Annotated in this window: 11 protein-coding genes; 6 read left to right on the forward strand and 5 right to left on the reverse strand. The window is 66.4% G+C overall.

What is annotated here, in order from left to right:
- The first annotated feature begins 39 nt into the window (after positions 1–39).
- The gene (locus C4K40_RS13655; protein ID WP_053129157.1) at positions 40–549 is read left to right on the forward strand and encodes a GNAT family N-acetyltransferase; all 510 of its coding nucleotides are present in this window, start codon (positions 40–42) and stop codon (positions 547–549) included.
- Between the two features lie 142 nt (positions 550–691).
- Here C4K40_RS13655 and C4K40_RS13660 read toward each other — a convergent pair whose 3' ends face one another.
- Genes C4K40_RS13660 through C4K40_RS31555 form a run of 3 tightly spaced genes read right to left on the reverse strand, consistent with a single transcriptional unit; the run spans position 692 to position 5,155 of the window.
- Positions 692–3,784, reverse strand: a complete 3,093-nt coding sequence (locus C4K40_RS13660; protein WP_053129159.1) for an efflux RND transporter permease subunit — start codon at positions 3,782–3,784, stop codon at positions 692–694.
- Between the two features lie 9 nt (positions 3,785–3,793).
- The gene (locus C4K40_RS13665) at positions 3,794–4,948 is read right to left on the reverse strand and encodes an efflux RND transporter periplasmic adaptor subunit (protein WP_053129161.1); all 1,155 of its coding nucleotides are present in this window, start codon (positions 4,946–4,948) and stop codon (positions 3,794–3,796) included.
- Positions 4,949–5,008: 60 nt separating this feature from the next.
- A complete protein-coding gene (locus C4K40_RS31555) occupies positions 5,009–5,155 on the reverse strand; it encodes a hypothetical protein (RefSeq protein ID WP_022644243.1) in 147 nt (48 codons plus the stop codon).
- Between C4K40_RS31555 and C4K40_RS13670 the strand changes: the two genes are divergently transcribed.
- From C4K40_RS13670 to nudC, 5 genes are all read left to right on the forward strand, one after another.
- Positions 5,154–5,855 carry a response regulator transcription factor gene (locus C4K40_RS13670; protein WP_022644244.1) on the forward strand — a complete coding sequence of 234 codons (702 nt, stop codon included), beginning with the start codon at positions 5,154–5,156 and terminating at the stop codon, positions 5,853–5,855. The two genes, C4K40_RS31555 and C4K40_RS13670, sit on opposite strands and share 2 nt — an antisense overlap.
- Before the next feature lie 4 nt (positions 5,856–5,859).
- Entirely contained in the window at positions 5,860–7,158 is a 1,299-nt protein-coding gene (locus tag C4K40_RS13675; protein WP_022644245.1) for an ATP-binding protein, read from the forward strand.
- 93 nt (positions 7,159–7,251) lie between these two features.
- A complete protein-coding gene (locus tag C4K40_RS13680; RefSeq protein ID WP_053129163.1) occupies positions 7,252–8,028 on the forward strand; it encodes a class I SAM-dependent methyltransferase in 777 nt (258 codons plus the stop codon).
- A gap of 131 nt (positions 8,029–8,159) precedes the next feature.
- Positions 8,160–8,972 carry a crotonase/enoyl-CoA hydratase family protein gene (locus tag C4K40_RS13685; protein WP_053129166.1) on the forward strand — a complete coding sequence of 271 codons (813 nt, stop codon included), beginning with the start codon at positions 8,160–8,162 and terminating at the stop codon, positions 8,970–8,972.
- 6 nt (positions 8,973–8,978) lie between these two features.
- Positions 8,979–9,809: an NAD(+) diphosphatase gene (gene nudC, locus C4K40_RS13690; protein ID WP_022644247.1), complete on the forward strand. Its 831-nt coding sequence runs from the start codon at positions 8,979–8,981 to the stop codon at positions 9,807–9,809.
- Here nudC and C4K40_RS13695 read toward each other — a convergent pair.
- Positions 9,777–10,556, reverse strand: a complete 780-nt coding sequence (locus C4K40_RS13695) for a TSUP family transporter (RefSeq protein ID WP_022644248.1) — start codon at positions 10,554–10,556, stop codon at positions 9,777–9,779. The genes nudC and C4K40_RS13695 overlap by 33 nt on opposite strands.
- A gap of 125 nt (positions 10,557–10,681) precedes the next feature.
- A complete protein-coding gene (locus C4K40_RS13700; RefSeq protein WP_053129169.1) occupies positions 10,682–11,917 on the reverse strand; it encodes an acyl-CoA dehydrogenase family protein in 1,236 nt (411 codons plus the stop codon).
- Positions 11,918–12,029 lie beyond the last annotated feature (112 nt).

Genomic DNA, 12,029 nt, shown 5'->3' on the forward strand with positions numbered 1-12,029 from the left:
TACACTCGATGGCCATTCCAACGACAAGGACGCCCCGCCATGCCCAGTTCTCCCGCCAGCATTGTCATCGAGCGTTTCAGCGAGGCTCATCTTGAAGGCTTGACCGCGCTCTACAGTGAACCGACGGTGGCCAGCCAGACCCTGCAGATGCCTTACCAGTCCCCCGAACTGTGGCGCAAGCGCCTCGGGCTGGACAACGAGCGGCTGGTGTCCCTGGTGGCCCTGCACCAGGGCGTGGTGATCGGCAATTGCAGCCTGGAGCAGATCGGGCGGGTCCGGCGCTCCCATTGCGCGAGCTTTGGCATGGGGGTGGCGCGGGCCTGGCAGGGCCAGGGCATCGGCAGCCGCCTGCTGGCGGCGGTGCTGGAGGTGGCGGATAACTGGATGAACTTGCGTCGGGTCGAGCTGACGGTGTACGCCGACAACCTGGCGGCCATCGGCCTGTACCGCAAGTTCGGCTTCGAGACCGAGGGCCAGTTGCGCGACTACGCGGTGCGTGACGGTCGCTACGTCGATGTGCTGGCCATGGCGCGCCTGCGCGATCGGTAGCTGCTACCGAACCTGCGAGGCAGCGACCGGGCGCGTAGCGGCCGTGGAGCCGCGATCGGCCTGGTGCTCCGCTGGCGCCCGCTGCGCGGTTGTGCACAGCCTGCGCCAGCGGCTACTCCTGCCGCGAGCGGTCGTGTAGCGGTTAGCGCGAGTTGCGCTTCACCAGTTTCATCACCACCACGAAGAACACCGGGACGAAGATCACCGCCAGGGTCGCGGTGATCATCCCGCCGATCACCCCGGTGCCGATCGCCTGCTGGCTGGCGGAGCTGGCGCCGGTGGCGATGGCCAGGGGCACCACGCCGAGGATGAACGCCAGGGAGGTCATGACGATCGGCCGCAGGCGCAGGCGGGCGGCCTGCAGGGTGGCGTCCAGCAGGTCATGGCCCTCGTCGTACAGGCTCTTGGCGAACTCGATGATCAGGATCGCGTTCTTCGCCGACAGGCCGATGATGGTGATCAGGCCCACCTTGAAGAACACGTCGTTGGGCATGCCGCGCAAGGTCACCGCCAGTACTGCGCCGAGTACGCCCAGCGGCACCACCAGCAGCACCGAGGCCGGGATCGACCAGCTCTCGTAGAGCGCCGCCAGGCACAGGAACACGATCAGCAACGACAACCCCAGCAGCAGCGGGGCCTGGCTGCCCGACAGGCGCTCCTGCAACGACAGGCCGGTCCACTCCAGGCCCAGGCCGTTCGGCAGCTGGGCCACCAGGCGTTCGATTTCCTGCATGGCTTCGCCGGTGCTGCGGCCCGCTGCCGGCTCGCCGGAGACGTCGACCGCCGGGTAGCCGTTGTAGCGGGTCAACTGTGCGGGGCCCATCTTCCAGCTGGCGCTGACGAAGGACGACAACGGCACCATCTTGCCGGCGCTGTTGCGCACGTTCAGGCGCAACAGGTCCTCGACCTGGCTGCGCTGGTCGCCCTCGGCCTGGATCACCACCCGCTGCATCCGGCCCTGGTTGGGGAAGTCGTTGATGTAGGCCGAGCCCAGGGCGGTGGACAGCAGGCTGCCGATATCGCCGAAGGACACGCCCAGGGCATTGGCTTGCTTGCGGTCGATCGCCAGTTGCACCTGGGGTGCCTCGGCCAGGGCGTTTTCCCGCACGTTGGCCAGGATCGGGCTCTTTTGCGCGGCCTGCAGCAGTTCGGTACGAGCCTGCATCAGCGCTTCATGGCCGACGCCGCCACGGTCTTGCAGACGGAACTCGAAGCCGCTGGAGGTGCCCAGGCCATCGATCGGCGGCGGCAGGATGGCGTAGGCCACGGCATCCTTGATTTCGCCGAAGGCTGCGGTGGCGCGCTCGGCGATGCTCATCGCCGAATCGTCGCGGCCCCGTTGCGACCAGTCCTTGAGGGTGGTGAAGGCCAGCGCCGCGTTCTGCCCGTTACCCGAGAAACTGAAGCCGAGGATGATGGTGCTGTCGCCCACGCCCGGTTCCGAGGCGTTGTGTGCCTCGATCTGTTCCACCACGCGGATGGTGCGGTTCTGGCTGGCACCCGGTGGCAGCTGGATATCGGTGATGGTGTAGCCCTGGTCCTCGACTGGCAGGAACGAGGAGGGCAGGCGCACGAACAGCAGCGCCATGACCACCAGCAACGCCAGGTAGATCAGCAGGTAGCGCCCGCTGCGCTTGAGCGCATAGGCCACGCCACCCTGGTAGCTGTCGGTCAGGCGCTCGAAGCGGCGGTTGAACCAGCCGAAGAAGCCGCCACGCTCATGATGCTCGCCGGCGGCGATGGGCTTGAGCAGGGTCGCGCACAGGGCCGGGGTCAGGGTCAGGGCCAGGAACGCCGAGAACAGGATCGAGGTGGCCATGGACAGCGAGAACTGCTGGTAGATCACCCCCACAGAGCCTGGCATGAAGGCCATGGGGATGAACACCGCTACCAGCACCAGGGTGATGCCGATGATCGCGCCGGTGATCTGCTGCATCGCCTTGCGCGTGGCTTCCCGGGGTGGCAGGCCCTCGTTGGCCATGATCCGTTCGACGTTCTCCACCACCACGATGGCGTCGTCCACCAGGATGCCGATGGCCAGCACCATGCCGAACATGGTCAGCACGTTGATGGAGAAACCCAGGGCCAGCATGGTGGCGAAGGTGCCCATCAGCGCCACCGGGACCACCAGGGTCGGGATCAGGGTGTAGCGGATGTTCTGCAGGAACAGCAGCATCACCAGGAACACCAGGACCATGGCCTCGAGCAGGGTGTAGAGCACCTTGGTGATCGAGACCTTGACGAACGGCGAGGTGTCGTAGGGGATCTTGTATTCCACGCCGGCGGGGAAGTAGCGCGACAGCTCGTCCATCTTTGCCCGGATCAGGGTCGCGGTGTTCAGCGCATTGGCCCCGGGAGACAGCTGCACGCCGACGGCGGTGGACTGCTTGCCGTTCAGGCGCGTGCCGAACTGGTATTCCTGGCTGCCCACTTCCACCCGAGCCACGTCGCCGATACGCACGGTGGAACCGTCGGGGTTGGCCTTGAGGACGATGTCGGCGAACTCATCCGGGTTGCTCAGTTGGCCCTTGACCAGCACGGTGGCGGTGATTTCCTGGCTGGAAGGGCCGGGCAGGTCGCCGATGCTGCCTGCCGGTACCTGGGCGTTCTGCGCGGCCACGGCGGCGTTGACGTCGGCCGGAGTCAGGTTGAAGCCGATCAGTTTCTGCGGATCGAGCCAGATCCGCATGGCCCGTTCGGCGCCATACAACTGGGCCTTGCCGACGCCATCCAGGCGGCGGATCTCGTTCAGCACGCTGCGCGCCATGTAGTCGCTGAGCGCGACCTCGTCCAGGCGCCCGTCATTGGAGCTCAGGGTGATCAGCAGCAGGAAGCCGGCAGAGACTTTCTCCACCTGCAGGCCTTGCTGGGTCACGGCCTGGGGCAGGCGTGGCTCCACGGCCTTGAGGCGGTTCTGCACGTCCACCTGGGCCAGCTCCGGGTTGGTGCCCGGCTGGAAGGTGGCGGTGATGGTGGCACTGCCCAGGCTGCTCTGGGACGAGAAGTACAGCAGGTGGTCGGCGCCGTTGAGCTCTTGCTCGATCAGGCTGACCACCGACTCGTCCATGGTCTGGGCCGAGGCACCCGGGTAGGTGGCGGCGATCTCGATCTGCGGCGGGGCGACGTTGGGGTACTGGGCCACCGGCAACTGGGGGATCGCCAGGGCGCCGCCGATCAGGATGAAGAAGGCGACCACCCAGGCGAACACCGGGCGGTCAATGAAGAATTGCGGCATCTGTACTACCTATTGGCCTGGGTTCTGGACGTGCGCGAGGGGGGCGTCATCGATCTCGACCTGCTCGCCGGGACGGGCGTGCTGCAGCCCTTCGACGATGATCCGGTCGCCGGGCTTGAGACCGTCGGTGACTATCCAGCGGTCTTGCTGCACGCCGCCCAGGTGCACCGGGTGCTGTACCACGCGGTTTTCGGCGTCCACCAGCAACACCTGGGCGATGCCGGCGCCATCGCGCTGGATGGCCCGCTGCGGCACGCTGATGCCCTGGCGGTTGACCGCCTGCTCCAGGCGGACCCGGACGAAGCTGCCGGGCAGCAGGTCCAGTTCCGGGTTGGGGAACTCGCTGCGCAGGGTGATCTGGCCGGTGCCGGGGTCGACGCTGATATCGGTGAACAGCAGCTTGCCCGGTAGCGGATAGAGGCTGCCATCGTCCTGCACCAGGGTGGCCTTGGCCTGGTCCTTGCCGACCTGCTGCAGTTGGCCGGCGCGCAGGGCCCGCCGCAGTTCGTTGAGCTCGCGAGTGGACTGGGTCAGGTCGGCGTGGATCGGATCCAGCTGCTGGATCAGCGCCAGGGGCGTGCTTTCGCCCTGGCCCACCAGGGCACCTTCGGTGACCAGGGCGCGGCCGACCCGACCGGAAATCGGCGCGGTGACGGTGGCGTAGCCCAGGTTCAGCCTGGCCCGCTGCACCGCGGCCTGGTTGGCGGCGACTTCGGCATCGGCCTGGCGCGCGGCGGAGCGGGCGTTGTCGTATTCCTGGCCGCTGATGGCCTGGTCGGCAATCAGCCGCGAGTAGCGCTGCTCCTGCAGGCGGGCCTGGAACGCGGTGGCCTCGGCCTTGCGCAGGCTGGCCACGGCGCTGTCCAGGTCGGCCTTGAACGGCGCCGGGTCGATGCGGAACAGTACGTCGCCCTGCTTGACGTCCGAACCTTCGCGGAAGGTCCGTTGCAGCACCACGCCGGCCACCCGGGCGCGGACCTCGGCAATGCGCGGCGCGGCGATCCGCCCGCTCAATTCGCTGGTGATGGACAAGGCTTGGCTGCGCACGATCTCGGTGCGGACCTTGGCCGGCGCCGGTTTCTGCTCGCTGCCGGACTGGCCGCAGGCGCTCAGCGTCGCGGCCATGACCAGCAGGCAAAGCGGCGCGAAGAGTTTGTTCGACATACTGATACCCCAATGATGAACCCGGCATGCTAAGGGCATGGGGGTTAAGGCGCTGTGAAGCTATGTAGCCGCTGTGTGAAAAAATGTGAAGCGCACGAGCCTGTCGAGGCCGCGTTGTATATGCTTGGCAACCTTGCTGCTAGTTCCCGGCGCATCTATGGATAACGCCGGTTCTTCGTATTTCTTCAATAAAGATTTCTCTTCCATGGCCAATATCCTCCTTGTCGAAGACGACCCCGCGCTCTCCGAACTGATTGCCAGCTACCTGGAGCGCAACGGCTACCAGGTCAGCGTCATCAGCCGTGGCGACCAGGTGCGCGAGCGGGCCCGGAGCAACCCGCCGGACCTGGTGATCCTCGACCTGATGCTGCCGGGCCTGGATGGCTTGCAAGTGTGCCGGCTGCTGCGGGCCGACTCGGCCAGCCTGCCGATCCTGATGCTGACCGCCCGCGACGACAGCCACGACCAGGTGCTGGGCCTGGAAATGGGCGCCGACGACTATGTGACCAAGCCCTGCGAGCCGCGAGTGCTGCTGGCCCGGGTTCGGACCCTATTGCGCCGCAGCAGCCTGGGCGAGCCGCAGACCGCCAGCGACCGGATCCTCATGGGCAACCTGTGCATCGATCTATCGGAACGCACCGTGACCTGGCGCGACCAGCTGGTGGAACTGTCCAGCGGCGAATACAACCTGCTGGTGGTGCTGGCCCGGCATGCCGGCGAAGTGCTGAGCCGCGACCAGATTCTCCAGCGCTTGCGCGGTATCGAGTTCAACGGCACCGACCGTTCGGTGGACGTGGCCATCTCCAAGCTGCGACGCAAGTTCGACGACCACGCCGGCGAGGCGCGCAAGATCAAGACCGTCTGGGGCAAGGGCTACCTGTTCAGCCGTTCCGAGTGGGAATGCTGAACCCATGCTGCGCATCCTGGTCCGGCTGTACCTGATCACCATCGTGGCCTTCAGCGCCGCGATGTATCTGGTCCCTGACCTGGTGATCAAGGTGTTTCACCAGCGCTTCATCGATTACAACCTGACCAAGTCCCGCGGTTTGCAAGAACTGATCGCCAGGCAGTTCCGCGCCCAGCCCCCGGCGCAATGGCCGGCGCTCGCCCGGGAGATGGACGAGGACTTCCGCCCGTTGCAGGTGGCCCTGGTACGCATCGACGACCCCGATTTCAGTGCTGACGAACGGGCCCGCCTGCTGGCTGGCAAGAAGGTGGTGCGGGTTGGCGACTGGGGCTCGCGGACCCTGGCGGTGTCGCCGTTGCACGACCAGTTGGCGGTCAAGCTGGTGATGCCGCCGGACCCGCTGGACGTCAACCTGCTGTACTGGAGCATCAACGTCCTGATCGGTGCGGTGCTGCTGGCCTGCCTGCTGTTGTGGGTCCGGCCCCACTGGCGTGACCTGGAGCGCCTCAAGCGCACCGCAGAGCGCTTCGGCAAGGGCCATCTGGACGAGCGTACGCAGTTGCCGGCCAGCTCCAACATCGGCAGCCTGGCCCATGTGTTCGACACCATGGCCGGCGATATCGAGCAACTGCTGAACCAGCAGCGCGACCTGCTCAATGCGGTATCCCACGAATTGCGCACGCCCCTGACCCGGCTCGACTTCGGCCTGGCCCTGGCGTTGTCCGACGACTTGCCGGCAGCCAGCCGTGAGCGCCTGCAAGGGTTGGTGGCGCACATCCGCGAGCTGGATGAGCTGGTGCTGGAGCTGCTGTCCTACAGCCGCCTGCAGAATCCGGCCTGCTTGCCGGAGCAGATCGAGGTGGCCCTGGACGAGTTCATCGACAGCATCCTGGGCAGCGTCGACGATGAGCTGGAATCGGACCTGGTCATCGACGTGCTGCTGCATGGCACCCTGGAGCGCTTCACCCTGGACCCGCGCCTGACTGCGCGGGCCCTGCAGAACCTGTTGCGCAACGCCACCCGTTATTGCGAGAAACGCATCCAGGTCGGGGTGCTGGTCAGCGACCAGGGGTGCGAGATCTGGGTCGACGACGATGGTATCGGCATCCCTGACGACGAACGCGAGCGGGTGTTCGAACCCTTCTATCGCCTGGATCGCAGCCGCGATCGCTCCACCGGTGGCTTCGGCCTGGGCCTGGCCATCAGTCGCCGGGCCCTGGAGGCCCAGGGTGGCACCTTGACGGTGGAAGCCTCGCCACTGGGCGGCGCGCGGTTTCGCCTGAGCCTGCCCACACCCCGTTGACGGGCCCGGGCGTAGCTGACATTTGTTTCATCCCGGCCGCGGCCGGTGAGGGTTTATCCTCAAGCGCCAGCATCCGTGACCAGGAGGTGTTCCGTGAACGATCAGTCCATTCACCATGCAGCGGCCGACGGCTACCAGCAGGCTGCCGACACTTATGTCCGGGGGCGTCCCGGTTATCCGCCGGAACTGGACCCCTGGCTGCGCCAGGCGCTGGGCCTGCGCGCGGGCAGGGTAGTGGTGGACCTGGGTGCTGGCACCGGCAAGTTCACTGCGCGCCTGGCGGCCACCGATGCCCAGGTGATCGCGGTGGAGCCCGTGGCGCAGATGCGTGCCCGGCTGGCCCAGGCCCAGCCCGAGGTCCAGATCCTGGAGGGTACTGCCGAGGCGCTGCCGCTGCGCGATGCCTCGGTGGATGTGGTGGTCTGCGCCCAGGCCTTCCACTGGTTCGCCACCCCTGGGGCCCTGGACGAGATCCATCGGGTACTCAAGTCGGGCGGCCAGCTGGCGCTGGTGTGGAACCAGCGCGATGCACGGGTACCCTGGGTGGCGCGCCTGGACCGCATCGTCAACGCCCTGCAGGGCGATACGCCGCGCTACTACACCGGAGCCTGGCGCCAGGTCTTTCCCCACCCCGGCTTCGGCCCGTTGCAGGAAGAGCATTTTCGCCATGGGCACCATGGCCCGGTGGAGGACGTGCTGTTCAATCGCGTGCGTTCCACCAGCTTCATCGCCGCCTTGCCCCAGGCCGGGCGCGACGAGGTGGACCGGCAGATCGCCGCGCTGATCGCCAGCGAACCCCAATTGCGGGACAAGGCCGAAGTCACGGTGCCCTATGAGACCGCGGCGTTTCGCACGGCGAAAGTGGGCTGAGCGGTTGCGCCATCACTGGCGGGGCAGGGCCTGTGCCAGTCCCGCTTTTGGCCAATGCGCTGCCTTACGGGGCGCGCTTGCCACTTGCTATAGTTCGGCCCTCATTTGCTCACCAGAAAAGGATCGCTGCCATGTCCGAATACCAAGCCTTTCGCGTCGAACTCGCTGACAACATCGCCCATGTGCAGATCAACCGCCCGGAAAAGATCAACGCCATGAACGCCGCGTTCTGGCGTGAGATCGTCGATATCTTCCAGTGGATCGACGAGACCGACGCGGTGCGAGTAGTGGTGCTCAGCGGTGCCGGCAAGCACTTTTCCTCTGGCATCGACCTGATGATGCTGGCCGGATTCGCCAACGAACTGGGCAAGGACGTGGGTCGCAATGCCCGCCTGCTGCGGCGCAAGATCCTCGAGCTGCAATCCTCGTTCACTGCCGTGGACAACTGTCGCAAGCCGGTGCTGGCGGCTATCCAGGGCTACTGCCTGGGCGGCGCCATCGACCTGATCAGCGCCTGCGACATGCGCTATGCCGCGGCCGACGTGCAGTTCTCGATCAAGGAGATCGATATCGGCATGGCCGCCGATGTCGGCACACTGCAACGTTTGCCACGTATCATCGGTGACGGCATGCTGCGTGAGCTGGCTTACACCGGACGGACCTTCGGCGCCGAGGAGGCGCGCCAGATCGGCCTGGTCAATCGCACCTATGCCGATGCCTCCAGCCTGCTGGACGGGGTCATGGAAATCGCCCGGGAGATCGCCGCCAAGTCGCCGATCGCCGTGACCGGCACCAAGGAAATGCTCAGCTACATGCGCGACCACCGCATCGACGATGGCCTGGAGTACGTGGCCACCTGGAACGCCGCCATGCTCCAGTCCAATGACCTGCGCGTGGCCATCGCCGCCCACATGAGCAAACAGAAACCCGAATTCCTGGACTGACTGAAGATGATTGCACGCTGGACCACCGCAGTACTGGATACCGACCTTCCCGGCGGCTGGGCCGTGGCCCGTGGCCCGGAAGGTTTTCTCTACGACGACAACGGCGTGCTGTTCCCTCGGCACTGGCTCAAGAACCAGGACCTGCCGGTGCTGGCCGAGCATGGCATCGGCCACCTCGATGGCGAGCCGGTATACCTGCTCGAGCTCGCTTCCCGTGCCCAGGTCCAGGGCTGCGGCTGGAAAGGCCTGCGGGCCTTCATGCTGGAGGGCGACCACACCCTGTACAAGGTGCTGGGGTACGCCGCGCAGATCGGTACCTGGGCTCGGGAACATCGCTTCTGCGGCAGTTGCGGCCAGCCCATGGCGCAGGTGCGGGGGGAGCGTGCGATGTACTGCCAGAGCTGCGACCTGCGGGCCTATCCGCGGATCTCGCCGAGCATGATCGTGCTGATCACCCGGGGCGACGAGATCCTGCTGGCCCGTTCGCCACGCTTCGTGCCCGGGGTCTACAGCACCCTGGCAGGTTTTGCCGAACCCGGTGAGTCGGCGGAGGATTGCCTGGTGCGCGAGGTGCGCGAGGAGGTGAGCATCGAGGTGCGCAACATCCAGTACGTGGGCAGCCAGTGCTGGCCGTTCCCGCACTCGATGATGCTGGGTTTCCATGCCGAGTACGCCAGTGGCGAGATCCTGCCCCAGGAAGACGAGATCGAGGATGCCCAGTGGTTCAACGTGCATGCGCTGCCGCCGTTGCCGGCGTCGCGCTCGATTGCCCGCTACCTGATCGACCTCTATGTGGCGCGTCGCTTAGGCCACGCTGAACCAGTGCTGCCAGGCTAGGCGCACGGTCAGGCCCAGGACCACGGTGATGAACACCGGGCGAATGAACTTGGCACCACCGCTGATGGCGGTGCGTGCCCCGAAGAACGCCCCGACCATCACCGACAGGCCCATGCTCAGGCCGATGATCCAATCCACCTGCCCGGAAAAGATGAACACCGCCAGCGCCGCGATATTGCTGACGAAGTTCATGCTGCGCGCCACGCCGCTGGCCTTGACCAGGTCGATGGGGTAGAGCAGCAGGCTGCTGACGGTCCAGAACGCCCCGGTGCCCGGACCGGCCACGCCGTCGTAGAAGCCCAGGCTGAAGCCCTGGGTCGATTGCCATTTCTTCTTGATCGGTGCCTCGCTGTCCAGCGGGGCCTTGGGCGTGCCGCCGAACAGCAGGTACAGGCCGCAGGCGAAGACGATCACCGGCAGCATCTTGTTCAGCCACTCGGCAGGCAGGTAGTGGGCGACTATGGCCCCGGTCAGGGCGCCGACCAGGGTGCCGACGATGGCGTGCATCCATTGCCGGGGGTGGAACAGCTTGCGCCGATAGAAGGTGAAGCTGGCAGTGGCCGAGCCGAAGGTCGAACTGAGCTTGTTGGTACCCAACACCAGGTGCGGTGGCAAGCCTGCGGTGAGCAGGGCCGGGGTGGTGAGCAGGCCGCCACCGCCGGCGATGGCATCGATGAAACCGGCGATGAAGGCCACGAAGGCGAGGATGGCGAGGGTGGTCAAGTCAACGCTGAGATCGAAAGGCATGGATTCGGCTTATTTCGGCGGGAGCGCAAGGGGCTGCGCGAAAGGCCGATATCTTACCTGCATCGCGCGCCGCAGCGCGACTGCGACCAAGGTCCTGCTGCCACCGTTGATGCGTGCGCAGCGCCTCAGCTTTTCGGGCCGTTGCCGACCTTCCAGGCGAACGGCGGCTCGTTGCCATTGATCTGCCAATCGCCGACGATCCGCGCCTTGTAGATCGCCGGATTGTGCGATGACACGGTTCGCGCATTACGCCAATGGCGGTCCAGGGCCTTGCCCCGGCGCACATCCGAAGCCCCAAGGGCATTGAACAGCTCACTGGTGGCACGCTGGATCAGTTCGGTGACGGCGACCTGGGCCGTGGCCGACTCCAGTTCCGCCGCCAGGTTGGCTGCCTGTTCCTGCTCCGGGTCGCCGGCGAACCGCGCCAGGTACGCACGCTGTGCCGGCTGGGCGGCCCGCAGGGTGGCGGCTTCGGCGACATACACCAGGGCGGCGATCTCGCCCACCACCTGCTGCACCTGGGCATCGGCGCTGGCTTGTGGCGCGTTGCCATGGCTGTAGACGCGCTGGCGCTGCCGTACCTCATGGGCCACATCGCGCAGCGCCGCGCGGCCGATGCCGGCCAGGGTCGCCAGCAGGACCAGTTGGTAGAAGGCGGTCTGGTACTTGAAGCGAGTGGCGAAGTCGATGACGTTGCCGGCTTCCACTCTGGCCTGGGTGAAACGCGCCGTGCCGCTGCCGGTGGTGCGCTGGCCGAAACCGTCCCAGTCGTCGCTTTGCTCGACGCCCGGCTGCCGGGTGCGAACGGCGGCGATCACGTTGTCACCGGTGTCGCTGCGCTGGGCGTAGACATCGATCCAGTCGGAGAAGATGCTCCCGGTGCTGTAGAACTTCTCGCCGTCGAGCCGCCAGTGCTCGCCGTCCGGACTGACCTTGGTCAGCACTTGGCCGATCTCCACCGCGCCGATCTCGGTCCAGGCGCAGCCGACGATGTCGCCCTCGACGAACCGCTTGAACCACAGGTCGCGCCCCGGACCCGGGGTGGCGTTGAGCCGGTCCTCGGCAAAGGCGAAGTGCCCGCGCAGGGCCTGGGGTACGTTGGCGTCGGCCTCGGCCAGCTCGATCAGCAACTGGAACAGCTGGGGCACGGAGGCGCCAGCGCCGCCGTAGGCCACTGGCACCCGCACCGCGCCGAACCCCGCCTCCTTGAGCCAGCGGATGGGTTCGTAGGGCAGCTCGCGCTGCTGCTCACGCTGTACCGCGCCCTCGGCGATACGCTGGAAGATCGGCCGGAAGCGCTCGGCCAGGAGCTCGTAGTCGACCCCCGTGGACAATGGATTGATCACCTGGTGTTCGGTCATGGCAAGGCTCCGCAATCTGCAGGAAAAGACAAAAGGTCCTGCTGGTGATTGCACACAGCGTGCCGACTGTCATGGCTGCGGTTTTGCTGGCCGAGCCCGTGCCCGGTCCGGC

It is taken from the genome of Pseudomonas sp. CMR5c (assembly GCF_003850545.1).
Lineage (GTDB): Bacteria > Pseudomonadota > Gammaproteobacteria > Pseudomonadales > Pseudomonadaceae > Aquipseudomonas > Aquipseudomonas piscis.